This window comes from Prauserella muralis (genome assembly GCF_003202285.1).
GTDB lineage: Bacteria > Actinomycetota > Actinomycetes > Mycobacteriales > Pseudonocardiaceae > Prauserella_B > Prauserella_B muralis.
Map to the genome: position 1 here is coordinate 302,433 of NZ_MASW01000006.1, position 23,059 is coordinate 325,491.

Annotated in this window: 27 protein-coding genes and 1 pseudogene; 18 read left to right on the top strand and 10 right to left on the bottom strand. The window is 71.1% G+C overall.

The window, feature by feature from the left end; genetic code table 11:
- Positions 1 to 2 precede the first annotated feature (2 nt).
- Together BAY60_RS26790 and BAY60_RS26795 are read left to right on the top strand one after the other, a co-directional pair.
- A complete protein-coding gene (locus BAY60_RS26790; RefSeq protein ID WP_112284055.1) occupies positions 3 to 230 on the top strand; it encodes a type II toxin-antitoxin system CcdA family antitoxin in 228 nt (75 codons plus the stop codon).
- Positions 223 to 633: a type II toxin-antitoxin system VapC family toxin gene (locus tag BAY60_RS26795; protein ID WP_112284056.1), complete on the top strand. Its 411-nt coding sequence runs from the start codon at positions 223 to 225 to the stop codon at positions 631 to 633. The genes BAY60_RS26790 and BAY60_RS26795 overlap by 8 nt, the downstream gene beginning before the upstream one ends.
- Here BAY60_RS26795 and BAY60_RS26800 read toward each other — a convergent pair.
- Entirely contained in the window at positions 630 to 1,268 is a 639-nt protein-coding gene (locus BAY60_RS26800; RefSeq protein ID WP_112284058.1) for a TetR/AcrR family transcriptional regulator, read from the bottom strand. The two genes, BAY60_RS26795 and BAY60_RS26800, sit on opposite strands and share 4 nt — an antisense overlap.
- Positions 1,269 to 1,340: 72 nt before the next feature.
- Between BAY60_RS26800 and BAY60_RS26805 the strand changes: the two genes are divergently transcribed.
- The gene (locus BAY60_RS26805) at positions 1,341 to 1,775 is read left to right on the top strand and encodes an ester cyclase (RefSeq protein ID WP_112284059.1); all 435 of its coding nucleotides are present in this window, start codon (positions 1,341 to 1,343) and stop codon (positions 1,773 to 1,775) included.
- Positions 1,776 to 1,809: 34 nt separating this feature from the next.
- On the opposite strand, the gene BAY60_RS26810 is transcribed toward BAY60_RS26805, so the two are convergent.
- Together BAY60_RS26810 and BAY60_RS26815 are read right to left on the bottom strand one after the other, a co-directional pair.
- Complete coding sequence (locus BAY60_RS26810) at positions 1,810 to 2,409, bottom strand: dihydrofolate reductase family protein (protein WP_112284061.1); 600 nt, start codon at positions 2,407 to 2,409, stop codon at positions 1,810 to 1,812.
- The gene (locus BAY60_RS26815) at positions 2,406 to 3,245 is read right to left on the bottom strand and encodes a metalloregulator ArsR/SmtB family transcription factor (protein ID WP_112284063.1); all 840 of its coding nucleotides are present in this window, start codon (positions 3,243 to 3,245) and stop codon (positions 2,406 to 2,408) included. The genes BAY60_RS26810 and BAY60_RS26815 overlap by 4 nt, the downstream gene beginning before the upstream one ends.
- A gap of 86 nt (positions 3,246 to 3,331) precedes the next feature.
- Between BAY60_RS26815 and BAY60_RS26820 the strand changes: the two genes are divergently transcribed.
- Positions 3,332 to 3,778, top strand: coding sequence for a MarR family winged helix-turn-helix transcriptional regulator (locus tag BAY60_RS26820; protein WP_112284065.1), 447 nt, complete (start codon positions 3,332 to 3,334; stop codon positions 3,776 to 3,778).
- 9 nt (positions 3,779 to 3,787) lie between these two features.
- On the opposite strand, the gene BAY60_RS26825 is transcribed toward BAY60_RS26820, so the two are convergent.
- A complete protein-coding gene (locus BAY60_RS26825; RefSeq protein WP_112284067.1) occupies positions 3,788 to 4,675 on the bottom strand; it encodes a polysaccharide deacetylase family protein in 888 nt (295 codons plus the stop codon).
- Positions 4,676 to 4,739: 64 nt separating this feature from the next.
- Here BAY60_RS26825 and BAY60_RS26830 point away from each other — a divergent pair, with 64 nt between their 5' ends.
- From BAY60_RS26830 to BAY60_RS26845, 4 genes are all read left to right on the top strand, one after another.
- Complete coding sequence (locus tag BAY60_RS26830; protein ID WP_112284068.1) at positions 4,740 to 5,105, top strand: MerR family transcriptional regulator; 366 nt, start codon at positions 4,740 to 4,742, stop codon at positions 5,103 to 5,105.
- Between the two features lie 91 nt (positions 5,106 to 5,196).
- Complete coding sequence (locus BAY60_RS26835) at positions 5,197 to 5,625, top strand: DoxX family protein (RefSeq protein ID WP_112284070.1); 429 nt, start codon at positions 5,197 to 5,199, stop codon at positions 5,623 to 5,625.
- Between the two features lie 32 nt (positions 5,626 to 5,657).
- Complete coding sequence (locus tag BAY60_RS26840) at positions 5,658 to 5,960, top strand: ArsR/SmtB family transcription factor (protein ID WP_170160568.1); 303 nt, start codon at positions 5,658 to 5,660, stop codon at positions 5,958 to 5,960.
- Positions 5,950 to 6,921 (top strand): threonine/serine dehydratase, encoded by a 972-nt coding sequence (locus BAY60_RS26845; RefSeq protein WP_112284072.1) that lies wholly within the window; start codon positions 5,950 to 5,952, stop codon positions 6,919 to 6,921. The genes BAY60_RS26840 and BAY60_RS26845 overlap by 11 nt, the downstream gene beginning before the upstream one ends.
- Before the next feature lie 24 nt (positions 6,922 to 6,945).
- Here BAY60_RS26845 and BAY60_RS26850 read toward each other — a convergent pair whose 3' ends face one another.
- Together BAY60_RS26850 and BAY60_RS26855 are read right to left on the bottom strand one after the other, a co-directional pair.
- Positions 6,946 to 7,680: an ANTAR domain-containing protein gene (locus tag BAY60_RS26850; RefSeq protein WP_112284074.1), complete on the bottom strand. Its 735-nt coding sequence runs from the start codon at positions 7,678 to 7,680 to the stop codon at positions 6,946 to 6,948.
- Between the two features lie 120 nt (positions 7,681 to 7,800).
- The gene (locus BAY60_RS26855) at positions 7,801 to 8,826 is read right to left on the bottom strand and encodes a LacI family DNA-binding transcriptional regulator (RefSeq protein ID WP_112284075.1); all 1,026 of its coding nucleotides are present in this window, start codon (positions 8,824 to 8,826) and stop codon (positions 7,801 to 7,803) included.
- A 142-nt stretch (positions 8,827 to 8,968) separates the two neighbouring features.
- Here BAY60_RS26855 and BAY60_RS26860 point away from each other — a divergent pair, with 142 nt between their 5' ends.
- Complete coding sequence (locus BAY60_RS26860; protein WP_112284077.1) at positions 8,969 to 10,147, top strand: endo-1,4-beta-xylanase; 1,179 nt, start codon at positions 8,969 to 8,971, stop codon at positions 10,145 to 10,147.
- Between the two features lie 155 nt (positions 10,148 to 10,302).
- On the opposite strand, the gene BAY60_RS26865 is transcribed toward BAY60_RS26860, so the two are convergent.
- Positions 10,303 to 10,560 (bottom strand): hypothetical protein, encoded by a 258-nt coding sequence (locus BAY60_RS26865; RefSeq protein ID WP_112284078.1) that lies wholly within the window; start codon positions 10,558 to 10,560, stop codon positions 10,303 to 10,305.
- Positions 10,561 to 10,774: 214 nt separating this feature from the next.
- On the opposite strand from BAY60_RS26865, the gene BAY60_RS26870 reads away from it, so the two are divergent.
- The 4 genes from BAY60_RS26870 to BAY60_RS26885 are packed head-to-tail and all read left to right on the top strand — an operon-like array spanning position 10,775 to position 14,329.
- Positions 10,775 to 11,755, top strand: a complete 981-nt coding sequence (locus tag BAY60_RS26870) for a branched-chain amino acid ABC transporter permease (RefSeq protein WP_245992826.1) — start codon at positions 10,775 to 10,777, stop codon at positions 11,753 to 11,755.
- Between the two features lie 13 nt (positions 11,756 to 11,768).
- On the top strand, positions 11,769 to 12,761 hold the full coding sequence (locus BAY60_RS26875) for a branched-chain amino acid ABC transporter permease (RefSeq protein ID WP_112284081.1): 993 nt from the start codon (positions 11,769 to 11,771) through the stop codon (positions 12,759 to 12,761).
- The gene (locus tag BAY60_RS26880) at positions 12,751 to 13,599 is read left to right on the top strand and encodes an ABC transporter ATP-binding protein (protein ID WP_112284083.1); all 849 of its coding nucleotides are present in this window, start codon (positions 12,751 to 12,753) and stop codon (positions 13,597 to 13,599) included. Before BAY60_RS26875 ends, BAY60_RS26880 begins: the two co-directional genes overlap by 11 nt.
- Positions 13,583 to 14,329, top strand: a complete 747-nt coding sequence (locus BAY60_RS26885) for an ABC transporter ATP-binding protein (RefSeq protein WP_112284084.1) — start codon at positions 13,583 to 13,585, stop codon at positions 14,327 to 14,329. The genes BAY60_RS26880 and BAY60_RS26885 overlap by 17 nt, the downstream gene beginning before the upstream one ends.
- A gap of 72 nt (positions 14,330 to 14,401) precedes the next feature.
- On the opposite strand, the gene BAY60_RS26890 is transcribed toward BAY60_RS26885, so the two are convergent.
- Positions 14,402 to 15,667, bottom strand: coding sequence for an ABC transporter substrate-binding protein (locus tag BAY60_RS26890; protein WP_112284086.1), 1,266 nt, complete (start codon positions 15,665 to 15,667; stop codon positions 14,402 to 14,404).
- A 175-nt stretch (positions 15,668 to 15,842) separates the two neighbouring features.
- Here BAY60_RS26890 and BAY60_RS26895 point away from each other — a divergent pair, with 175 nt between their 5' ends.
- From BAY60_RS26895 to BAY60_RS26910, 4 genes are all read left to right on the top strand, one after another.
- Positions 15,843 to 16,025: a hypothetical protein gene (locus BAY60_RS26895; RefSeq protein ID WP_112284088.1), complete on the top strand. Its 183-nt coding sequence runs from the start codon at positions 15,843 to 15,845 to the stop codon at positions 16,023 to 16,025.
- Positions 16,026 to 16,240: 215 nt separating this feature from the next.
- A complete protein-coding gene (locus BAY60_RS26900; protein ID WP_112284635.1) occupies positions 16,241 to 16,789 on the top strand; it encodes a hypothetical protein in 549 nt (182 codons plus the stop codon).
- 116 nt (positions 16,790 to 16,905) lie between these two features.
- Positions 16,906 to 17,382 carry a thioredoxin-dependent thiol peroxidase gene (gene bcp, locus BAY60_RS26905; RefSeq protein WP_112284089.1) on the top strand — a complete coding sequence of 159 codons (477 nt, stop codon included), beginning with the start codon at positions 16,906 to 16,908 and terminating at the stop codon, positions 17,380 to 17,382.
- A gap of 24 nt (positions 17,383 to 17,406) precedes the next feature.
- Positions 17,407 to 20,571, top strand: a complete 3,165-nt coding sequence (locus BAY60_RS26910; RefSeq protein ID WP_245992827.1) for an NACHT domain-containing protein — start codon at positions 17,407 to 17,409, stop codon at positions 20,569 to 20,571.
- On the opposite strand, the gene rdgB is transcribed toward BAY60_RS26910, so the two are convergent.
- Together rdgB and rph are read right to left on the bottom strand one after the other, a co-directional pair.
- Entirely contained in the window at positions 20,559 to 21,179 is a 621-nt protein-coding gene (gene rdgB / locus BAY60_RS26915; RefSeq protein ID WP_112284093.1) for an RdgB/HAM1 family non-canonical purine NTP pyrophosphatase, read from the bottom strand. The genes BAY60_RS26910 and rdgB overlap by 13 nt on opposite strands.
- Positions 21,176 to 21,955 (bottom strand): ribonuclease PH, encoded by a 780-nt coding sequence (gene rph, locus BAY60_RS26920; RefSeq protein ID WP_112284095.1) that lies wholly within the window; start codon positions 21,953 to 21,955, stop codon positions 21,176 to 21,178. The genes rdgB and rph overlap by 4 nt, the downstream gene beginning before the upstream one ends.
- Before the next feature lie 116 nt (positions 21,956 to 22,071).
- On the opposite strand from rph, the pseudogene BAY60_RS38100 reads away from it, so the two are divergent.
- Positions 22,072 to 23,049 (top strand): annotated as a pseudogene (locus tag BAY60_RS38100) (lysylphosphatidylglycerol synthase transmembrane domain-containing protein); the annotation flags it as partial.
- Positions 23,050 to 23,059: the final 10 nt, after the last annotated feature.

The window sequence follows — 23,059 nt, forward strand, 5'->3', positions numbered from 1 at the left end:
GTATGGCCAGACTGAACGTGTACGTGCCCGACGAGCTGGCCGCCAGGGCGAAGGCCGCGGACCTGAACGTCTCGGCGCTCGCCCAGGCCGCGATCGCCGACGAGTTGCAGCGCCGGGCCACGAACTCGTGGCTGGACGCGCTGCCCACACCCCGCGGCACGCCGTCTCATCGCGCGGTTCTCGAGGCACTGGACGGCGCCCGTGAGGAGCTGGCCGGCGCCGATGACTGAGTCGCCTGCCGACCTCGTGGTCGTCGATGCGTCGGTGCTCGTCGACCTGTTCGCGGGCACCGACTACGCGGCGCCGGCGAGGAAGCGGCTTGCCAATACCGTGCTGCACGCGCCGGCACACCTGGACGCCGAGGTCCTGTCCGCGCTGGGACGGCTGCAGCGCGCGGGAAACCTGACCGCAGCCGACGTCGAGGCCGCCCTTGCGGCGCTGACGGCCATTCCCGTGACCCGCCACCCTGTCGCCGAGCTGGCGCAGGGCGCGTGGGCGCGCCGCGCCGACCTCCGCCTGGCAGACGCGCTGTACATCGAACTGGCCGCCCGGCTCCGGGTGCGAGTCCTCACCACCGATCACCGCCTCGCGCGGGCGAGCGCGCTGGCCGAAGGCATCGAGGTGGGCGACTAAGCCCCGGACAACGCCGCCGACAGCTGCCTGGCCAGCCAGCGCTCGTAGGCGGCCGGTGCCCACCCCCGGCGCTGGACGAGCCGGGCGTGCACCTCGGGCGCGGTGAGCGTCCAGATCACGTCCACCAGCTCCTCGAACTCGCGGCCCCGCGGCAACTGCTCCCGTTCGGCGAGACCCCGCAGGCTGTTGGTGTTGCCGCGCCGGCGTTCGCGGTCGATCGTCGCCACGAACCCGGCCAGGTCGGGGTCGCCGCCGGGACCGTGGGCGAGCAGGACGCCGAGCAGAGGCCCCACCCGGTCGTAGATGCCCCGCACCCAGGCCGCGTAGGCGGAGGCGTAGGCGGCCACACTCTCGGCGTCGGTCACCCGCCGGAACTCGGGCCGCTCGCTCATCGGCGTGCTGCCCTCGTCCCCGGCCAGCAGGACGTCGTAGACGGCCTTGACGACCTCGGCCTTGCCGCCGACCGCGTTGTAGACGGTCTGCGGACTGACCCCCGCCGCCCTGGCGAGCCCGGTGATGGTCATGCCCGCGTACCCGCCGTCGCCGAGAAGGAGGTCGCGGGCCGTGCCGACGATGCGCGACCGGGTGGCCCGCGCCTGGGCGGCGCGCTGAGGCGCTCGGTACTGCCTTGCCATCGGCCTCCTCATTCACTAGATTCTCATTCTACTGGAATCATCTTCCAGCGAATCTCCGGAGGGAGCATAGCCGTGGACAATCCCGCACAGGCGGCGGCGCTTGCCGTGTTCGACGCCATCAACACCGGTGAGCTGGCGGGTCTGGACGACCTGGTCACCGCGGACTTCGTCGACCATGGCTCGCCGTTCCCGCTCCCGCCCGGCCCTGCCGGGTATCGCCAGATCCTGTCCTTCGTGCATCGGGTCCTGCGGATCCGCTACACGGTCGAGGACGTCTTCAGCACCGACGACCGGGTTGTCCTGCGCGCCACCGCGGCGGGGGTCGGCGTGGAGGCGGTCCACGGCCCCGGCACCGCGGGCAAGCCCTACCGGATGACCACCGCGCACATCTACCGCACGGAGGGCCCCCGGCTCGCCGAGCACTGGGGCGTCCGGGACGAACTCGGAGCGCGCATTCAACTCGGCGTCATCCCGGCCCCGGCTCCGGCCGCCTTCGCCGACGCCTGACCCCACCGGGGCGGCCCGCCGCGGCGCCAGGACGTCAGCGTGCGCGGTCGTAGACCATCGCCATCTCGCCGAGCTTGCCGGTCTCCTGGTGGGTCAGCGTCCACTTCGACGCAGGCAGCCCGTCGTCGAACAGGCGGGGCCCGCCTCCGGCGATCTCGGGGCAGAGCATGAGATACATCCGGTCGAGCAGGTCCGCCGAGAGCAGGGCCTTGATGACGCTCGCGCTGTTGTTGACGAGGATGTCGCCCGCTCCGTGAGCTTTGAGGTCGGTGACGACGTCGGCGGTGGGCGCGTTCACCACCCGGGCGCGTTTCCACGGCGCCTCGGTCAGCGTGGTCGACAGGACCACCTTCTCCGCGTCGACCAGCCACCGCGCGTACCCGCGGTCCCGCGGGTCGGCGTTCTCGTCGTCGGCGACCGACGGCCAGAACCCGAGGAACCCCTCGGCGTTGCGACGGCCGAGCAGCGCCGTCGTCGCGCCCTGCCAGATGCGGGTGAGGTGGTCCCGCGCGACGTCGGTGGTCGCGTACGGCACGATCGCGCCCAGATCGCCGGGGCCGCCGGGGCCGTGGTAGCGCCCGTCGAGGGTGAGGCTCATGTTCGCGGAGACTCTGCGGCCGGTGGATTCGGTCATGATGGGTTGTCCTTTCCCTTGGTCGGTCTCATGGTGGTGCGCTGGGCTCGGCCGACGACGTCGGCGAGGTTGTCGAGCACCTGGCCCCAGCCGGTCTCGATCCCGGCGATGTAGGGCACGGCCTCGACGGTCGTGGCGGCGATGCGCAGGCCGAGCCGCAACCGGGTGCCGCTTCCGGCGGCGCTGAGGCCGAGGTCGTAGTGGCTGCTGAACGTGACGGCCCCCGCCGCGTCCAGCACCGACAGGTCGAAGACGAGGCGCTCGGGCTCCTTCGCGGCGTGCACCCGCCCTTCCGAGCGGTACCGCCCCTCGGCGTCGCGGTACTCGAGCACGGCACGCCCGCCCGCCCGCGGTTCGAGAACGCACTCGGTGACCGTCATCGGCGGTGGCGCCCACCAGGACGCCAGCAGGCCCGGATCGACCCAGTGCCGCCAGACGGTGTCCGGGGCCGCGGGCAGCACGCGCTCGAACGAGAAACGGCGCCCGTCCGCCCACCGCGGCCGGTCCGCGACCGCGGTCTCGGCCTCGATCGCCGCGCGGTACCGCTCGATGACGTCTCGCTCGCCCGCGTGCTTCTCGGCGGTCTCGGCCAGCTCCCGCACCCGGCCCGCGAACCCGGCCAGGACCGCCACGTCCAGGGCGTAGACGCGGCGCTGCCCGAGCGGGAAGACGGTGACGAGCCCCGCCCGCGCGAGAGTCTGCAGGTGCTTGGTGGTCTGCGGCTGACGCAGCCCGGTCAGCTCGGCCAGCTCGCCGACGGACCGGGGACGGCCGGCGAGCAGCTCCACGATGCGCCAGCGCGCGCCGTCCCCGAGTGCTGCCGCGATCCGATCCATGACCCAAAGCATTCACCACAAAGAATATTCGTGTCAAGGAATATCTTGTGCCGTTGGTTGGGCCAACACTGTTACCGTGGGCACTCGTGGACGAGATCCCCGAACGCCTGGTCACCAAGCCGAGCTGGCTGCTGACGCAGCTCGCCGTGCACGCCCGCAGGCTGGCCTTCGACGGCTTCGCCGAGACGGGCGCGCGGGGCTACCACTACCGGATCCTCGCCGCGCTGCAGGAGTTCGGCCCGGCGAGCCAGGCCGAGCTGGGCCGCCGGTGCGGCATGGACCGCAGCGACGTCGTGGCGGCCATCAACGACCTGGCCGCCGAGGGCTACGTCGAGCGCACGCCGGACCCGGACGACCGCAGGCGCAACATCGTGACCCTCAACGACGCCGGCACGCGGCAGCTGCGGCGCATGGACCGCGTGCTCGACGGGGTGCAGGACGACCTGCTCTCCCCGCTGACCGCCCAGGACCGGCAGACCCTCACCCGGCTGCTCACCCGGCTGGTCGCGCACCACCGGCCCGCCGGGGACTGACGCACGGCGTCACACGCGCTGCCCGGCGTCCACGACGGTGTGCCGGTAGTGTTCGGCGATCTCGTCGCTGGTGGTCAGCCAGACATCCGGCTGCGCGGCGAGGTATGCCAGCGCCTCGTCGAGGTATCTGGCCCGGAACGCCTGGCCGATCACGAACGGATGCAGCGCGAGCGCCAGCACCCGGCCGCCGGTCCGGGCATCGGCGCGCAGCTGCTCGTGCTGGTCGCGCACGATCCGGACGAACTCGGGTCCGGTGATCCCCCTGCTGAACAGCAGCAGGTCGTTGAGTTCCACCGTGTACGGCACGCTGAGCATGCCGGGCACGTTCAGCCGGTACGGCTGGTCGTCGTTGGTCCAGTCCAGCACGTAGCTCAGGCCGAGCTCGGCGAGCAGGGCCGGCGTGTTGGCGGTCTCGGTGAGGCCGGGCCCCATCCAGCCCTGAGGTCCGCGACCGGTGGCGGCGGCGATCTTGTCGACGATCCCGGCGAGAACGTGCCGCTCCTGCTCGCGCTCCAGGCCGGTGTGCAGGATGGAGTTGGTCTGCCCGTGCGCGAGCCAGGCCCAGTCGCGCTCGACGCCCGCCGTGATGATCTGCGGATAGTGGTCGGCCGCCTCCGAGTTCAGCAGCGCGCTCGCCCTCATGCCGTGCCGGTCGAGACTGTCGATCGTGCGCCAGATGCCCACCCGCACCCCGTAGTCGCGCCAGCCGTGGTTGAGCGGGTCGGGCACGAGGTCGGCCGTGCCGGGCCAGATGCTCGTGGACGGGCGGCCGAGGTGGAAATGCTCGATGTTGAGTCCGATGTAGACGGCGACGCGAGCGCCGCCCGGCCAGCTGAGGGCGGGGCGCTCGATGATCGGACTGTAGTCGAAGAGTGGGTTGCCGGTTGTCTCGGTCATGCCGCCACGGTAGAACCTGACATTGATGTCAAGTTCAAGTCCGGAGCGGGCAGGTGAGGCGGACATGCGAATCGGAGAGCTCGCACGGCGGACGGGCGTGAGCGAGCGATCGCTGCGGTACTACGAGCAACAGAGGCTGCTCGCGGCCGACCGCACGGCGGGCGGCCATCGCGACTATCCGGAACACGCGGTCGACCGGGTCATCCGCATCCAGGAACTGTTCGCCGCGGGACTGCACAGCAGGACGATCGCCCGCCTGCTGCCGTGCATGCGCGACGCCGACGGTGGCCCCTCCGAGGTCGCCACGCCGCAACTGGTCACCGACCTGGTCGCCGAGCGCGAGCGCATCGACCGGATGATCACGGAGCTGACGAGGTCGCGCGAGGTCCTCGACGAGGTGATCGAGGCAGCACGCACACCCGGCGACTGAGCCTTATATATCACTGTCCAAATATACGCTCGTCGTGATATACAGGCCTCAGCACACCTGTGTCACGACGACCACGAACGGATGCAGCGCGATGGACACCACGGGAACCGCACCGGGGACCCTCCCCCACCAGGCGGCCGCGACGCGACTGGCGGCGATGCTGCTCGCGGGCGGCAGCATGCACTTCCTCGCGCCCAGGTTCTTCGACGGCATCATCCCGCAGGCGCTTCCCGGGCAGGCCAGGACCTACACCTACGTGTCCGGACTCGCCGCACTGGCCCTCGGAGCGGGGCTGGCGGCTCCGCCGACCCGCAGGGCCGCGGCGGGCCTGGCGAGCGCGTTCTTCGTCGCGGTGATGCCCGCGAAGGTCCAGCTTGCGCTCGACTGGTGCCGCAGCGACACCACACCGCTGCCCGCCAAGATCGCCGGTATCGGGCAGCTCTTCTGGCAGGTACCGCTCGTGACCGAGGCCCTCAAGGTGCGCCGCGGCACCCCGCGCCGGAGCCGTGGTTCACGGTAGACAGGCAATTAGCTAGTTAGCATAATGGCGTAGTGCTGGACGCGGACCTGCTCAGAGCGCTCGCCAACGAGAAGCGGCTGCGCGTGCTGGAGTGGCTGCGCGACCCGGTGGCCCACTTTCCGCCGCAGCGCGACGGCGATCTGGTGCGCGACGGCGTGTGTTCGCAGCTCATCGCCGAGAAACTGGGCGTCAGCGCACCGACCTGCGGCGAGCACCTGAAGGTGCTCAGCAGGGCGGGCCTGCTGCGCAGCACGAAGATCAAACAGTGGGTGTTCTACCGGCGCGACGAAGAACGCATCGCCGAGGCGAAGGAGCTGCTGGGCAGTGATTGGTGAGCAGGAGCAGGACACGGCCGTCGCGACGCCGGAGGACATCCGGCGCACCTACGACGTGCTGGCGCCGTACGTCCGGCGGACCCCGGTGCTGGAGCTGGACCCGCACGACCTCACCGGCGACGCGGGCACGGGGCCGTGGCGGCTCGCGCTCAAACTGGAGTACCTGCAGCGGTCCGGCTCGTTCAAGGTCCGCGGCGCGTTCGCGAACCTGTTGTTGCGCGAGCCGCCCGAGGCCGGGGTCGTCGCGGCGTCGGGCGGCAACCACGGCGTGGCCGTCGCCTACGCCGCTCACCGGCTGGGTGTGCGTGCCAGGATCTACGTGCCCACCATCTCCGCGCCCGCCAAGATGGACCGGATCCGTGAGCTCGGCGCGGAACTGGTGGTGGGCGGCGATCGCTACGCCGACGCGCTGGCCGCCGCCGACTCCTGGGTCGCCGAGTCCGGGGCGCTGTCCGTGCACGCCTTCGACCAGCGCGAGACGCTGCTCGGCCAGGGCGGCGTCGGCGTCGAGCTGGCCGAGCAGGTCCCGGGGCCGGACACCGTGCTCGTGCCCGTCGGCGGCGGCGGGCTGATCGGCGGCATCGCCGCCTACTTCGCCGGCTCGGCGCGGGTGGTGGCCGTCGAGCCCACCGGCGCGCCCACGCTGCACACCGCCCGAGTCCAGGGCACACCGGCCGACGCGCCCGCGGACAGCGTGGCCGCCGACGCGCTCGCTCCGCGCCGCATCGGCGAGCTCGCCTTCCGGGTCGCTCAGTCCTTTGTGGACGAATCAGTGCTCGTGGAGGACGACGCCATCCTGACGGCCCAGCGGGTGCTGTGGCAGGCCGCCAGGGTGGCCGTCGAGCCCGCCGCCGCGGTCGGGGTGGCCGCGCTGCTCTCCGGGGCCTACCGGCCCGCGCCCGGCGAGCGGGTCGCCGTGGTCCTCAGTGGATCGAACCGGCCGCCCGGCTTCCTGGCCTGACGCCACCGCGGCACCGCGGTCGCTTCAGTCCACGACCTGGTCGATCAGGGCCTGGGCAATGTCGTGCACCTTGATGTTGGTGTGCTGCGAGAGGTCCACGAGAACGGCGAAGGCATCGTCGGCCGAGTACCCGCGCTGAGCCATGAGGATGCCCTTCGCCTGCTCGATCACCCCGCGATGGCGCATGGCCTCGTGCAGGTGGGTGTTCTCCTCCAGCACGGCGCGATGCGCGTGGCGCAGCCTCCTCAGCGCGTCCAGCACCGCACGCAGCCGACCCGGATGCGTCTCCCACCAGTTGCCCGCCTCCCCCGCGTCCCCGCCGTCGGGGTGCTCGAGCAGGCCGTCCAGTTCGGTGACGTCCTCGACGTGGTGCAGCACGCCGAGCACCGTGCCGTCCTCGACGATCGGCGAGTTGACCGGCGTCCACACCTTCTTGACGAACGCCGTGCCGCCGGGAACGGGCACGTCGTAGCGCTGGATGCCCATGTAGTGACGCTGGGCACGGCCCAGCACGTGCTGCAACGAGGCGCCGAGCTTGTCGACGCCGTCGGAGCCGGGGTCGGCCGGGTTGTCCGGGAAGGCGTCGAACAGGTACTCGCCCCGCAGCTCGTCCTCCGTGCGGAGGGTCGCCCGCTCGTACGCCGGGTTCACGGCCCGGATGCGCAACTCGGAATCGAGCAGCAGGTAGGGCGCCGACGTCATCCGGAAGGCCGCGTCGGCGCGCGACGACTCCAGTACCCGGAACTGCCTGTTGGCCACGACCGCGCTCCTCACCCACCACCGGTCTCGTGACGGATCCGTGCCGTTATTCCCGTGTGGGGCGCCCGCGAAACCGGTGCCGGAACTTCCGGGTCTCGTCCGGAGATCATCGGCATCGCCTCAATGCTGCGCGGGTGGCGCGGTGCTGTCCCGGACGACCAGCTCGGTCGCCAGCTCCACCCGCGGGCTTTCGATCTGCTCGCCCCGGACCAGCCGCAGCACGGTACGCACGGCGAGCCTGCCCATGTCGGCCATCGGCTGGCGGACGGTGGTGAGCGGCGGCGACGACCAGCGGGCCTCGGGCAGGTCGTCGAAGCCCACCACGCTGACGTCGGCGGGAACGCGCAGGCCCTCCCTGCGCAGCGCCTCGTAGACGCCGAGTGCCATCTGGTCGCTGGCGGCGAAGACCGCCGTGGGCCGCTCGGCAAGCGCGGCCAGCCGCCGCCCAGCGCGGAAGCCGGACTCGTAGTCGAATACTCCCTGCACCACCAGCTCGTCGGAGACCGTGAGCCCCGCGGTCTCGAGCCCGGCGCGGTAGCCGTCGAGGCGTGCTCTGCTGCACCACAGCTCGGGGCGTCCCGCCACGAAGCCGATGCGCCGGTGCCCGAGCCCGGTCAGGTGCTCGGTGGCGCTGAGCCCGCCCGCCCAGTTGGTGGAGCCGATCGTGGGCACGGCCAGGTCGGGTACCCCCGCCGGGTCCACCACCACGGCGGGCACGTGCAGCTCTTCCAGCTCGGAGTGCAGCGCGCTGTCGAGGTCGGTGGTGACGAGGATGGCGCCGTCGCTGGCGCGCGAGCGGAGATTGTCCAGCCACTGCCGGGTGGAGCTGGCCCTGCGGTGGATGGCCGACACGACCGTGCCGGTGCCCTCCGCATGGGCGGCGTCCTCGACACCGCGGATGATCTCCACGGCCCACGGGCTGTCCAGGTCGTTGAACACCAGGTCGAGCAGGCCGATCCGGCCGCCGGGCTGGCCGCCGCCCCTGCGCCGGTAGCCGTGGCTGCGCAGCAGGGTCTCGATCCGCTCACGGGTCGCGGGAGCGACGTCGGCCCGCCCGTTGAGCACCCGCGACACCGTCGGCGCGGACACCCCTGCTTCGGCGGCGATGGCCGAGATGGTCACGGCCCGAGGCGGGGTGTCGGCCACAGCTCCTCCTTCGTTCCTGCTCAGCGTACGAAGCGCGCACGCAGGCACCGGGCTTGACCCTCGCCCGGCGACAGCCTAATGTCGCTCGGCACTGCATTCCGGAATTTTCCGGAAAAGTTTCGGACAGAACTGGGAGACCCCGATGAAGCCGGTCCGCCTCGTCCGTCTTGCCACCGCCCCACTCCTCGCCGCCGCACTGTCCGTCCCGCTGGCCGCGCAGGCGGCCGCCGCGGCACCGCCCCAACAGCACTCCGCCGCCCCCGCCACGCACGCCCACCACGGCAAGCCCGGCACGCTGCGCGCGGCCGCCCCCGAGGGCTTCGTCATCGGCTCGGCGGTCGCAGGCGGCGGCCACCACCTGGAACAGCCCTACCCCGACCCGTTCACCTCCGACCGCCCCTACCGCAAGCAGCTGGCCAGGGAGTTCAGCTCGGTCTCGCCCGAGAACCAGATGAAGTGGGAGTACATCCACCCGGAACGCGACCGGTACGACTTCGCCATGGCCGACAGGATCGTGGCTTTCGCCGAGCGCAACCGTCAGGCCGTCCGCGGGCACACGCTGCTGTGGCACAGCCAGAACCCGGCCTGGCTCGAGGAGGGCGGCTTCTCGCCTGCCGAGCTGCGGGAGATCCTGCGTGAGCACATCACCACCGTCGTCGGCCGCTACGCCGGCCGCGTGCAGCAGTGGGACGTCGCCAACGAGGTCTTCGACGACACGGGCGCGCTGCGCACGCGGGACAACATCTGGCTGCGGGAACTCGGGCCGGGCATCATCGCCGACGCGTTCCGCTGGGCACACGAGGCCGACCCGTCGGCCGAGCTGTTCCTCAACGACTACAACGTCGAGGACATCGGCGCCAAGAGCGACGCCTACTACGCGCTGGTGCAGGACCTGCTGGCCCAGGGCGTGCCGGTGCACGGCTTCTCCGCGCAGGCGCACCTGAGCACCGAGTACCCCTTCCCCTCGGGCCTGGAGGACAACCTGCGCCGGTTCGCCGAGCTCGGCCTCGCCACGGCCATCACCGAACTCGACGTGCGGATGAACCTGCCGGAGAGCGGAGTTCCCACGCGGGCGCAGCTCGCCGAGCAGGCCCGCTACTACCGGCAGGCGCTCACCGCCTGCCTGAACGTCACCGGCTGCGACTCGTTCACCATCTGGGGCTTCACCGACAAGTACTCGTGGGTGCCGGTGTTCTTCTCCGGCCAGGGCGCGGCCACCGTCATGTGGGACGACTTCACGCGCAAGCCCGCCTACCACGCGCTGCGCTCGGCACTGGCCGAGGCCGCCCGCGACGACCGCTGCCACCGGCGGCACGGGTAGCGGTCCGGGCACTCTCCGGTGAAGGATCCCCTCGCCGGATCCCCGTCCTTACCCCCTCACCGGCAGCACCGCCTGTGCGTGCGACGCCCCGCACGCGCAGGCGGTGCGTTGTCCGCTGTGGACGGCGACACCGCAGGCCCGGCACAGGTCCGGGCTCAGGCCTCCTCGTCGTCGTGCGGGGACGCGATGCCGTCCTGCTCGCCGAAGCCGTAACCGTCGGCGTGCCCGTTGCTCGTCGCGGCCTGGTGGTCGGCGTGGTCGTCGAGCTGCTCGCCCACCTCGATCAGCGACGCCGCGAGCTCGTGCTGCCTCGGCACCGTCAGCTCGCCCCTCCGCAACGCCTCGATGCCCTCGTCGAGGTCGTTGCGCAGCGCCGCCAGCGCCGCCAGCATGGCCCGGGTGTCCTCGTTCATGATCGATGCGCCTCCCCACTCCTTCGTCGTCGGCCGAACGGGCTACGTAGGCAGACGAACGGACCAAATGGCTATGACGCGCAGTTCGACAACACCATTGTGGTGGCGGTTCTGGTAACAATCACGCACATCGATAGGGCTCAGCCAGACGTGTGCTTACACTGACCGACTAAAGATCGACCCGGCGCGCGAGGTGACTGTGCGTGTTTCCCGAATGCTGGTGCCAGTGTTCGCTCTGCTGCTCATGGCACTGGCACCGGCCAGTGCCATGGCACAGAGTAACGAGGTGCCACGCGGCCCGACGTTTCTCGACCGCGCGCTCCAGGTGCTCGTGGACGGCATCCAGTTCGGCTCGATCATCGCGATCACCGCGGTCGGCCTCTCGCTCGTCTTCGGCACCACCCACCTGATCAACTTCGCTCACGGTGAGCTGGTCACCATCGGCGCCGTGGTCGCGTTCTTCCTCAACGTCGCCGCGTCCGGCCCCGGCTGGCACCTGATCCCCGCGGCGCTGGTCGCGATCGCCGCGGGCGCGCTGCTCGGCGGGCTGATCGAGCGAGGCATCTGGCGGCCGTTGCGCAAGCGCGGCACGGGCATGATCAACCTGTTCATCATCACGATCGGGTTCTCGCTGCTGTTGCGCCACGTCGTGCTCGTCTTCTACGGCACGCGGCCGCAGTCCTATCGCGAGTACGACATCCAGCAGGCGATCGACCTCGGCCCGGTGGGCATCACGCCGCGGGACCTGACGATCGTCGTGCTGTCGGTGCTGGTGCTGCTGGGCGTGGCCTTCATGCTGCAGAAGACCCGCATCGGCACGGCGATCAGGGCGGTGTCGGCCAACCGCGACCTCGCGGAGGCCTCCGGCATCGACGTCAACCGGGTCGTGCTCGTGGTGTGGGTGCTCGGCGGCGGGCTCGCCGCGCTGGGCGGCGTCTTCTTCGGCCTGACCGAAATCATCACCTGGGACATGGGATTCCGGCTGTTGCTGCTGATGTTCGCCGGCATCATCCTCGGCGGGCTCGGCTCGGCCTACGGCGCGATGGTCGGCAGTTTCGTCATCGGCATCGTCGCGCAGGTGTCGACGCTGTGGTTCCCCATCGACCTGCAGAACGCCTGGGCGCTGCTGGCGCTCATCGTGGTTCTGCTGATCCGTCCACAAGGCATTCTCGGCCAGCGGGAACGCGTGGGCTAGGCGGGTATAGACAATGGACTGGGAAGTCATCCTCTCCGACGCGGTGCGTTCCGGCATCGGTCCGGTGGCCGCCGCCTACGCGCTCGCCGCCATCGGGCTCAACATCCACTTCGGTTACACGGGCCTGCTGAACTTCGGGCAGGTCGCGTTCATGCTCGTCGGCGCCTACGGCGTGGCCGTCTCGGTGTCGACGTTCGGGCTGTCGCTGTGGGTGGGCGTGCTGATCGGCCTGGCCTGCTCGGTGGTACTGGCCCTGTTGCTCGGCCTGCCGACGCTGCGGCTGCGTGCCGAGTACCTGGCGATATCCACGATCGCGGCCGGTGAGATCCTGCGCCTGTTCTACCGGTCCAGCTGGGCGGAGCCGGTGACCGGCGGCGTCTTCGGCCTGCAGCAGTTCGCCGACGAGTTCTACGACATCAATCCGGTGCCCCGCGACCGGTACGGCTTCTGGCTCATCAAGTACAGCTCCCAGGACCTGTGGGCGCTGCTCATCGCCTGGGGCCTGGTACTGCTCATCACCGTGCTCGTCGCACTCCTGGTGCACAGCCCGTGGGGCCGGGTGCTGCGTTCCATCCGCGAGGACGAGGACGCGGCCCGCAGCCTCGGCAAGAGCGTGTACTCCTACAAGATGCAGAGCCTCGTGCTCGGCGGCGCCATCGGCTCCGTCGGCGGCATGATACTCGCGATCGACACCCAGTCGGTGAACCCGGACAGCTACGACCCGGTGGTGACCTTCTTCCTCTACACGCTGCTCGTGCTGGGCGGCGCGGGACGCGTGCTGGGACCCATCGTCGGCGCGATCCTGTTCTGGATGATCCTGACGTTCTTCGACAGCGCACTGCGCCAGGCCATCGGAGCCGGGGTCATCCCGCAGGACGTCATCAGCGCCCCCGAGGTGGGCGCGGTGCGCCTCGCGCTCGTGGGCCTCGGACTGATGCTGCTCATGATCTTCCGGCCGCAAGGGATACTGGGCAGCCGGAGGGAGATGATGCTCGATGTCCGTTGACCTCTCGGCGGTTGCCGCCGAGCCCGGCGCGGCCAAACCGGATCCGCTGCTCGTGGTGGACGGCGTGAGCCGGTCGTTCGGCGGGCTCACCGCCGTGCACGTGGAGCATCTGGAGATCCAGCGCGGCACCATCACCTCGCTGATCGGACCCAACGGGGCAGGCAAGAGCACCCTGTTCAACGTGCTCAGCGGGTTCGACAAGGCCGACTCCGGCACCTGGACGTTCGACGGCAGGCCCGCCACCGGGCGCGCGGCGCATCGCATGGCGCGCCGAGGTCTCGTGCGGACCTTCCAGCTCACCAAGACGCTGTCGAAGATGACGGTCCTCGACAACATGAAGCTGGCGGCCACCGGCCAGCGCGGCGAGCAGGTCCTGCCCGCACTGCTGCCGCCGCTGTGGCGCAGGCAGGAGAAGGAGATCACCGGCAGGGCCGACGAACTGCTGGAGCGGTTCCGGCTCGCGCACATGCGCGACGAATACGCGGGCACGCTCTCCGGCGGTCAGCGCAAGCTCCTGGAGATGGCCCGCGCACTGATGGTGCGCCCGACGATGATCATGCTCGACGAGCCGATGGCCGGGGTCAACCCGGCGCTGACCCAGTCACTGCTCGGGCACATCACGGACCTGCGCGACGAGGGCATGACGGTCTGCTTCGTCGAGCACGACATGGACGTCGTGATGGGCATCAGCGACTGGGTGGTGTGCCTGGCGGAGGGCCGGATCGTGGCCGAGGGGCCACCGTCGTCCGTCGCGAAGAACCCCGCCGTGATCGACGCCTACCTCGGCAAGCAGCACGACGATCCCGAAGCGAGGGGCGACGATGAACCAGCCGAATGAGCCCGGGGAGCCGATCCTCGTCGCCGACGACATCTTCGCGGGCTATGTGTCCGGAGTGGACATCCTTTGTGGTGCCGGACTCGTGCTCGGCCCCGGCGAGCTGGTGGGTGTGATCGGCCCCAACGGCGCGGGCAAGTCCACCCTCGTCAAGGCGGTCTTCGGGTTGCTGCACGTACGCAGCGGTTCGGTGCGGCTGCGCGGCGAGGACGTCACCAACCGCCCCGCACACGACCTCGTCTCGAGAGGCATCGGCTACGTCCCGCAGCGGCAGAACGTCTTCCCCACGCTCACGGTGGAGGAGAACCTGCGGATGGGGACCTACCTGCGCCCCAAGGCGTTCGCCGAACGCGTCACGGCGGTCGAGGAGCTGTTCCCGCTGCTGGCCCAGCGCAGGAGCCAGAAGGCGAGCTCGATGTCCGGCGGTGAGCGGCAGATGCTCGCCATGGGCAGGGCCCTGATGATGCAGCCCGAGGTGCTGCTGCTGGACGAGCCCTCCGCAGGGCTGTCGCCGATCTACCAGGACCAGGTGTTCGAGCGGGTCAAGCAGATCAACGGCACCGGCGTCGCGATTCTGATGGTGGAGCAGAACGCCCGCCGCTGCCTGCAGATCTGCGACCGCGGCTACGTGCTCGACCAGGGCAAGAACGCCTACACGGGCACGGGCAGGGACCTGCTGCACGACGAGAAGGTCATCGAGCTGTACCTGGGCACCCTGGCCCGCGCCCGCTGAGCGTGCGCGCCTTCGGAGCGGAACAGCGGAGGGGCGCCGGGCGCCCCTCCGCTGTCGGTGTGGGTGCCGCCGTTACGGCGCGCCCGTGCTCTGCTCGGTGCGCAGGGTCTCCAGCTTGCCCTGCTGGTTGTAGCCGTAGACCTCGATCGTGGCCTGGCCCGGCTCACCGGCCTCGACGAAGTCGAGCGGACCGCTCACGCCGTCGTAGTCGATGTCGGTGCCCTGGTCGAGCAGCTTCTTGCAGTCGGCGAACGACGTGCACTTCTCGCCGTCCTTGGTGATGCCGTTGATCTCCGGGGCGAACGTCGCCGGGTCGTCCGACTTGGCCTTCTCCGCGGCCAGCGCGATGGAGACCACGCAGTCGTAGACCTGCGGCGCGAACTGCAGTTCCTGCAGGTCCGGCGCGAACTCCTTGAGCCGCTTGACGTAGTCGGGGTTGTCGGCCGACGCGGGCGCGGTGCCCTTCATCCCCGCGATCACGGCCGGGTTGTTCGGCGACACGAGTGACGCCAGTTCCTCACTGCGCAGGCCGTCGGCGCCGTAGACGCCGATCTGCTGCGGGCCGGCACCGGCCTCGATCATGGACTGCATGATCTGGGTGCCCTCTTCGAAGGCGATCACGACGGCCGCATCCGGCCTCGAGTTCTTGACCTGCTGGGCGACCTGGTCGAAGTTGGTCGCCTCGGGGTCGTAGGTCTGGTCGAGGACCACGGTCGCGCCGTCGGCCTCGAGCGCCTTCTTCGTCGCCTCCATGAGCCCACGGCCGTAGTCGTCGGCACGCGCGACGATGGCGACGCGGTTGTGGTTGTCCTCCCTGACGACCTTGGCGAGCACCGGCCCCTGCAGGGCGTCGCTCGGTGCCGTCCGGAAGTAGAACCCGCCGTCGTCGTAGTCGGTGAACGTCGGGGCCGTGTTCGAGCCGGAGCACTGCACGACACCCGCACCGGTCACACTGTCGATGAAGGCCAGCGACATGCCGGAGGCCGCGGCGCCGATGATGGCGTCCACGCCCGCGGAGAGCACCCGGTCGGCCGCCTGGATGGCCTGTGCCTCCTGACCACCCTCGTCGGAGCCGACGATGTCGGGGATCTGCTGCCCCAGGACACCGCCCGCGTCGTTGATGGTCTTGATGGCGAACTTCGCAGACTGGATCTGCGGTGGCCCCAGGAAGGCAAGCTGGCCGGTCTCCGGCAGCACGTAGCCCAGGTTGAGCACGCCGTCTCCGTCACCGCCGCCGTCACCCCCGCCGCCACCGTCGTCGCCCCCACCGCATGCCGTGACCACCAGTGCCGTAGCGCTCAGGAAGATCGCGGACCGCCAAAGAATTGACGCTCGCATTCCTTCCGCCTCCCGTCGTTGCCGAGAAATGAGACTTGAGAGACTAGATCCACATGCGCACCGCGTGAACAATGAATGTCCGATTGATATGACGACTTGACTCTCCTGGGGGCCTGGTAATACAGGGAGTAGCGTGGACCCCACTGCACGCAAGCACAGGCGGGAGGAAGCGGGTATGGCGGGACGCAATCCCCTCCGCTGGCCCGGTGCCTGGGCCGACTGGTTCGAGATGCGTGGCGTCTACGTGCCCGGTGAGGACAACCGCGTCGTCGACCCGTGGCGGGACTGGGGCTGGCTGATTCTCGCCTGGCTGGCCTCGCTGGCGGTCTTCATCCTGCTGTTCGCCTACGCGGTCTGACACCCGCCGCCCCGCGGAGACACCGCCGTGACGGCTGTCACTCGCGGTACGCCAACGATCACGGGCAGGACACGGCCGTACACCAGGTCCGACTCAACACCGCCGCGACGGTGGCAGCGTACGACGAGCGTCGCCAGAGTGGATCGAGGCGGAGCTGTGCCGCCCTCGAATGGAGCAATTACCCACTGCGATCGGACTAGTGAGGAGCGGTGGCGGTGCGAAAGCCGAAGGCCGTCCTGGCCGCGTGTGCGCTCCTGGCGCTCACGGCGTGTGGCCCGACGGCCGCGGGTGAGGCACCCGCGTCCACGACGCCGGAGGAGTCCGCCAGGTCCGGGGTTGCGACCTCCGCCAGGCCCGCGGCCACGGCAACGGCCGTCGTGAGGTTCGGCTCGGATCACCGGTTCCCTTCCGGCCTCGTCGTGGCGGTCTCCACGCCGAAGACGTTCCAGCCCAGCGACGCCGCCTACCCCAGGGCCGAGCGCGCGGCCGCGTTCGGCATCGCCATCTACAACGAGACCCAGCAGCCGTACCGGCTCTCCAGCTTCTCCGTCCGCGCGACGATCGACGAGCGGCAGGCCACCCAGGTCGTCGACGCGACCCAGGGCTACAACGGCATCGTCGACGCCGACCGCGACGTGCCGCCTGGCGGGATGGCGCGGCTGACCTTCGCGTTCGCGGTGCCCGCGGACGGCACCCCGCTTCGGCTCATCGTCCGGCCGGACAACACGGCACCGACGAGCGCCGTCTACAGCGGCTCCGTGTAGACGCGAGCGGGCTGTCTCCACACCTCGCGGGACTGCGCCGCACGGTCCGGCGGGCCCGCCGCGCTCCGGCATGACGACCCACGGGGTGTCACCGTCCTCGTCTAGGCTTGGCGGCCATGAGCGAACAGCAGCGGCTTGCGCCCGGAGACCCCGCACCCGACTTCACCCTCGCCGACAGCGAGGGCAACAAGGTGTCCCTTTCCGACTTCCGAGGCCGCTCGGTCGTCGTGTACTTCTACCCGGCCGCGGGCACACCGGGCTGCACCAAGCAGGCCTGTGACTTCAGGGACAACCTCGCCGAGCTGAACGACGCCGGCTACCAGGTGCTCGGCATCTCGCCCGACAAGCCGGAGAAGCTGGCCACGTTCGCCGAGCAGGAGCAGCTGACCTTCCCGCTGCTCGCCGACCCGGACAAGTCCGTGCTCACCGCCTGGGGTGCCTTCGGCGAGAAGAAGAACTACGGCCGCATCGTGCAGGGTGTCATCCGCTCGACGTTCGTCGTCGATCCGGACGGCAGGATCGCCAAGGCGATGTACAACGTCCGCGCCACCGGGCACGTGGCGAAGCTGCTCAAGGACCTCGACGTCGCCTGACACCGGGAGGCATCGATCACTGGGGTGGAGGCCGCCGCGCTGAGGCTGGGCGGGGCGGTGGCCTCGCACGCGGCGCGGTCGTGGTTGCAGCGGCGACGCGACCGGTTCAACCGCTCGGCGACCCTCGGCGAGCTCGCCGAGGCGGAGCTGGGCAGCCCGCTGCAGCGGCGGAAACTCGACAACCTGGTGGAGCGCATCGGCCACCAGGTCACCGAGCAACTGGAGCCCGTGATCGCCGAGCGGTTCGCGGCGTTGCCGGACAACGAGGCGACCGCCGCGGTGCTGGCCGTCGTCGACACGCTCGCCGATGCCGACCTGTCGGACGAGGCCCTGCTCGCCGCCGACGCCGACCCGGAGGTGCTCGCCCGGCGGCTGCGCGAGCAGTTCCCCCTGCGCCCCGCCTCCGCTGCCCTGGCCGAAGCGTCCTGGCCCCTGTTCGAGCTGGCACTCGACCTGGCTTGCCGCCACCTCGTGCAGGTGGTGCGACACCTGCCGTCCTTCGCGCCGCGGGCGCTGGCCGAGGCGCTCGGCAGGCTCAGCCGTCAGACCGAGCAGCTGGACGAGCTGCTGTCCCGCGTGCCCACGACGAGTCTCTACGCCCCCGAAGGCACCGATCACGACGCCGAGTTCCGCGCCGAGTACCTGCGGCTGCTGGCGGCGACACTGGACCGGCTGAAGCTGGTGGGCCTGCCGGCCGACGAGCAACCGCGGCTCGCGCTGACGGTCACCTACCTGAGCCTGAGCGTCTCCACCGGGGCGGGGACCGGCTCCCGGCCCCGCCAGGACGAATGGTTCGAGCAGCTGGCCGAGCAGGGCCGGGCCGAGGGCGTGCCCGTGGAGAGCGCGCTGGGCGGCGCCGACCGGATCCTGCTGCGCGGCGATGCCGGCTCGGGCAAGACGACCCTGCTGAACTGGCTGGCCGTCACCGCCGCTCGCCGCGGTTTCTCCGGGGCGCTGGCCGGATGGAACGGAAGTGTTCCCTTCCCCATCCGGCTGCGCGGCCTCGCCGAGGGACCACTGCCCGGCCCCGAGGACTTCGTGGCACACGCGGCGAAGCCACTCGCCGGAGCGATGCCGCGCGGCTGGGCGCACCGGGTCCTCACGAGCGGCCGGGCGCTGGTGCTCGTGGACGGTGTCGACGAGGTGCCCGCCGCACGCCGCAGAGACGTCAAGGCCTGGCTGCGGGAGCTGGTCACCGCGTTCCCGGAGACGCGGGTGGTGGTCACCGCCCGCACCGCGGCGGCCGATCACGGCTGGCTCGCCGAGGAGCGGTTCACCACCGCCACGCTGGAACCCCTGAGTCCGAGCGGGGTGCTGGCGTTCGTGGCGCGCTGGCACGAGGCGGCGGCCGCGGGCGGTGCCACCGGCACGGACGCCGCCGAGCGGCGGCTGCGCGGCCAGCTGGAACGGCCGCACCTGCGCGAACTCGCGGCGAGCCCGCTGTTGTGCGCGCTGCTCAGCGCGCTGAACCTCGCCCACCATTCCGAACTGCCGCGCAACCGGATGGACCTCTACGCCAGGGCGCTCACCATGTTGCTGCACCTGCGCGACGCCGAACGGGGCATCACAGGACCACTCGCCGACCCCGAGAAACGGGTCCTGCTGCGCGACCTCGCCTGGCGGCTCACGCTCGCCAACCGGATCGAGCTCACCAGGGACGACGCCCTCGGCCACGTGGAGCGCAAGCTGCCCGCGATGCCCACCGTGGACGCCGAGCCGGACACCGTGCTCGACCACCTGCTGGAACGCAGCGGCGTGCTGAGGGAGCCGGTGCCGGGCAGGGTCGACTTCGTGCACCGCACCTTCCAGGAGTACCTGGCCGCCGACGAAGCCGTTCAGCAGCACCACGTCGGCACGCTGGTGGCCCACGCTCACCTCGACACGTGGTGGGACACGGTCGTCATGGCGTGCGGGCACGCGACGGCACGGCAGGCCGGTGAGCTGCTGACGGGCCTGCTCGACCGGGCCGACGAGGAACGCAGGCACGCACGCAGGCTCCGGCTCGTGGCGGCGGCGTGCCTGGAGACCGTGCGCGACCTCGACCCGGAGGTCCATGCCCGGATCGACGCGGTGATCGCCCGGCATCTCGTGCCGCCGAGAAGCCTGCGCGAGACGGCCTCACTCGCCGGGGTGGGCCACCGCATCCTGCGCTACCTGCCCGAGGACGTGCGCGACCTGTCGCAGGCGCGAGCCGCCGCGTGCGCGCGCACCGCCGCGCTCACCGGTGCGGCCGAGGCGCTGCCGTTGCTGGCCCGCTATGCCCGCGACCGGCGCACGGAGGTGCAGGCCGAGGTGATCGAGGGGTGGCAGTACTTCGACCCGGAACGCTACGCCGACGCGGTGCTCGCCGATGCACCGCTGATCAGTGGAACGGTCTACGTCCGGTCCCGGCGTTGCGCGCGCCACACCTCGCGGCTGAGGCACCTCCAACGGTCGGCGCTGCTCCTCTACGACGAGCAGATCGAGGATCTCCGGACTCTCGACGGCACGCCGCACCTGGTCTTCCTCGACGCGTCGTGCGCCGCGACGCAGGTCGACGTCGCGCCGCTGGCACGCCACGCCACGCTGTCGCACGTCGGGCTCAACGGGGCCGAACGGTTCACCGGCCTCGACGCACTGCGGGAGCTGGGCGGGCTGCAGACCCTGCGCCTGCGGCCGCTGTCGCCGTGGCGCGATGTCGGCTTTCTCCGGGCCCTGCGAACACTGCGGTTCGTGACCCTCGAAAGGACCGCGCAGCTACCCGAGCTGAACGCGCTCGCCGACCTGCCCGACCTGGGCCGGATCGCGCTCTACGACTACAGCGGGCGGGCGCTCGCGAACACCACCTCGCTGCCGGACGTCACCCGCGTCTCCCTCCAGCACCCTGCGGACGAGCAGGGCCTGACGGCGGCGCTGAGCACGTTCCCGAACGTGGCGGACGCGAACCTGGGCTTCTTCTCCGACCCCGACCTCTCGCTGCTCGCGGAGTGGCCGGTCGAGGATCTGCTGCTGCGCCACAGCCGGATCACCGACCTGCGCCCGCTCGCCCGGCTGCCGAGGCTGCGCAAGCTGTTCCTGTCCCGCGTCGCGGGCGATCCGGACCTCAGCCCGCTCGCTGACCTGCACCTGGACCTGCGCATCTCCCGCGGCGACCGCTACCCCGGCCTCGACCGGCTCGGTCCCGGCGTCACGGTCCGCTACGTGGACTGAGCCTCCGCCAGCTCACGCAGGTGCGGCAGCAGCGCACGCAGGGCGCGGCCCCTGTGCGACACGGAGTCCTTTTCGGATGGCGCCAGCTCGGCCGAGGTCCGGGTCTCTCCCTCGGGCACGAAGATCGGATCATAACCGAAGCCGTTGGTCCCTCTCGGCTCGCGGACGAGCGTGCCCCGCCATTCGCCGCGCACCACGATCTCGCGGACACCGGGCACCACGAGTGCCGCCGCGCACACGAAGGCCGCGCCGCGCCGCTCGTCGGGCACGTCCTTCAATTGCCCGAGCAGGAGATGCAGGTTGGCCGTGTCGTCGCCGTGGGCACCGGCCCAGCGCGCCGACAGCACGCCCGGCATGCCGTTCAGGGCGGCCACCGCCAGCCCCGAGTCGTCGGCGACGGCGGGCAGCCCGGTGGCCCTGGCCGCGTCATGTGCCTTGGCGAGCGCGTTCTCCTCGAACGTCGCCCCGGTCTCCGGAGCCTCCGGGAACTCCTCCACATCGGACAGCCCGAGCACCTCGATCGAGCCGAGCCCGCGCTTGAGCACGATCCGCCGCAGCTCCTCGAGCTTCTTGGCGTTGCGGGTGGCGAGCAGGACGCGCGTGGTCACCTGGCGCCCTTCGACTTCTTGTCGGGTGCGGGCTCGGGCAGCTCACCGGGATAGGGCTGGGCGAGGGCCTCGGCCTGCTTGCGGGCCAGCTCGGCGCAGCCCGCGAGCGCCAGGTCGAGCATCTTGTCCAGGGTGGACCGGGTGAAGGTGGCGCCCTCGCCCGTGCCCTGCACCTCGATGAGGGTGCCAACGTCGGTGGCGACCACGTTCATGTCGACCTCGGCGCGGGAGTCCTCCGCGTAGGGCAGGTCGAGGCGCACGCGGCCGTCCACCACGCCGACGCTGACCGCCGACACCGCCGCCGACAGCGGTTTCGGGTCGGCCAGCTTGCCCGCCGCGCCGAGCCAGGTGATGGCATCGGCGAGTGCCACGTAGGCGCCGGTGATCGCGGCCGTGCGCGTGCCGCCGTCGGCCTGGATGACGTCACAGTCGATCATGATCGTGTTCTCGCCGAGCGCGGCCAGGTCGATGCAGGAGCGCAGCGAGCGGCCGATGAGCCTGCTGATCTCGTGCGTGCGCCCTCCGACGCGGCCCTTGATCGACTCGCGGTCGCCGCGCGTGTGCGTGGCCGAGGGCAGCATCGCGTACTCGGCGGTCACCCAGCCGAGCCCGGATCCGGCCCGCCAGCGGGGCACCCCCTCGGTGACGCTGGCGGCGCAGAGCACCCTCGTGTCGCCGAACTCGATGAGCACGGAACCCGCTGGCCACTGCTGGAAACCGCGGGTGATGCGCACCTCGCGGAGCTGGTCGTCGTTCCTGCCGTCTTTTCGCACCACGGGCCAGAGCCTAGTGAACGGCCACGCGGGCTCCCGAGGTGACCTATTTCAACGTCTGTTGACATTCTGGCCGGGCGGAGCATAATTCATCTCAGGTTGAAAAAGGGGGTGGCGTCATGACCGCCAGCACCCGGCCGCGCCGCCGGCTGGCCCAGCTGCTGGGTGCGCTGGCCGTGCTGGCGGTCATGGCGTGGACGCTGCGGGACCGCGTTCCCGCCGCAGGCCAGGTGCTCGACGCGCTCCGCAACGCCGACACCGGCTGGCTGCTCGCCGCCGCGGCGGCCGAGTTCGTCTCCCTGGCGCTCTTCGCCCGCCAGCAGCGCAGGCTGCTGGTCGCGTTCGGCGTCACCATGACCCGGCGCCGCGTGCTCGCCCTGTCCTACAGCCGCTCCGCCCTCTCCATCAGCCTGCCCGCGGGCTCGGCCGTCTCGGCGGCCTACGCCTTCCGCGAGTTCCGGGCCGGTGGCGCCGACCGCGCCGCCGCCACCGCCGTCATGGTGCTCTCCGGGCTGCTCTCCGCCGCCGGGCTGGTCCTGCTCTATCTCAGCGGCCTGCTCACCGGTGGGGCGCTGAGCCTGGCCCGGTCCTGGGACACCCACCCCGCGCTGACGGGCCTCGGGGTGCTCGCCGTCGCGGCCGCCGTCGGCTGGGTCGCCTACGCACTGGCCGCGGCCCACCACCCGGCGCGCGTCTCGAACGCCCGGCGTGGCCCCCGCGGACCGGCCCGGATGCCGTGGCTGGGCTTCGCGCTGCGGCCCCTCACCGAGGCCGTCGCCACGTCGCGCGCGGTGCCGGCCCGGCACTGGCTGCCCGCGCTGGCCGCCGCGACGGGCAACTGGCTCACCGACATGCTGTGCCTGCTCGCCGCCGCCGCGGCCTTCGACATCGGTCTCGGCGCTGTCGAGCTCGCCACGATCTATGTCGGTGTGCAACTCGCCCGCCAGATTCCGCTCACGCCCGGCGGGATCGGCGTCATCGAGGTCGCCCTGCTCACCGGGTTCGTGTCGGCGGGGGCCGCCGAGTCTCCCGCGGCCGCGGCGGTGCTGGCCTACCGGCTGCTCTCGTGCTGGCTCATCATCCCGATCGGTCTGCTGGCGTGGCTGG

What these genes read in the sequence shown, in the direction of transcription:
- BAY60_RS26790 (WP_112284055.1), top strand. Translation starts at nt 3, where the DNA reads ATGGCCAGACTGAACGTGTACGTGCCCGACGAGCTGGCCGCCAGGGCG.
- BAY60_RS26795 (WP_112284056.1), top strand. Translation starts at nt 223, where the DNA reads ATGACTGAGTCGCCTGCCGACCTCGTGGTCGTCGATGCGTCGGTGCTC.
- BAY60_RS26800 (WP_112284058.1), bottom strand. Translation starts at nt 1,268, where the DNA reads ATGGCAAGGCAGTACCGAGCGCCTCAGCGCGCCGCCCAGGCGCGGGCC.
- BAY60_RS26810 (WP_112284061.1), bottom strand. Translation starts at nt 2,409, where the DNA reads ATGACCGAATCCACCGGCCGCAGAGTCTCCGCGAACATGAGCCTCACC.
- BAY60_RS26815 (WP_112284063.1), bottom strand. Translation starts at nt 3,245, where the DNA reads ATGGATCGGATCGCGGCAGCACTCGGGGACGGCGCGCGCTGGCGCATC.
- BAY60_RS26825 (WP_112284067.1), bottom strand. Translation starts at nt 4,675, where the DNA reads ATGACCGAGACAACCGGCAACCCACTCTTCGACTACAGTCCGATCATC.
- BAY60_RS26830 (WP_112284068.1), top strand. Translation starts at nt 4,740, where the DNA reads ATGCGAATCGGAGAGCTCGCACGGCGGACGGGCGTGAGCGAGCGATCG.
- BAY60_RS26835 (WP_112284070.1), top strand. Translation starts at nt 5,197, where the DNA reads ATGGACACCACGGGAACCGCACCGGGGACCCTCCCCCACCAGGCGGCC.
- BAY60_RS26860 (WP_112284077.1), top strand. Translation starts at nt 8,969, where the DNA reads ATGAAGCCGGTCCGCCTCGTCCGTCTTGCCACCGCCCCACTCCTCGCC.
- BAY60_RS26865 (WP_112284078.1), bottom strand. Translation starts at nt 10,560, where the DNA reads ATGAACGAGGACACCCGGGCCATGCTGGCGGCGCTGGCGGCGCTGCGC.
- BAY60_RS26870 (WP_245992826.1), top strand. Translation starts at nt 10,775, where the DNA reads ATGCTGGTGCCAGTGTTCGCTCTGCTGCTCATGGCACTGGCACCGGCC.
- BAY60_RS26875 (WP_112284081.1), top strand. Translation starts at nt 11,769, where the DNA reads ATGGACTGGGAAGTCATCCTCTCCGACGCGGTGCGTTCCGGCATCGGT.
- BAY60_RS26880 (WP_112284083.1), top strand. Translation starts at nt 12,751, where the DNA reads ATGTCCGTTGACCTCTCGGCGGTTGCCGCCGAGCCCGGCGCGGCCAAA.
- BAY60_RS26885 (WP_112284084.1), top strand. Translation starts at nt 13,583, where the DNA reads ATGAACCAGCCGAATGAGCCCGGGGAGCCGATCCTCGTCGCCGACGAC.
- BAY60_RS26890 (WP_112284086.1), bottom strand. Translation starts at nt 15,667, where the DNA reads ATGCGAGCGTCAATTCTTTGGCGGTCCGCGATCTTCCTGAGCGCTACG.
- BAY60_RS26895 (WP_112284088.1), top strand. Translation starts at nt 15,843, where the DNA reads ATGGCGGGACGCAATCCCCTCCGCTGGCCCGGTGCCTGGGCCGACTGG.
- bcp (WP_112284089.1), top strand. Translation starts at nt 16,906, where the DNA reads ATGAGCGAACAGCAGCGGCTTGCGCCCGGAGACCCCGCACCCGACTTC.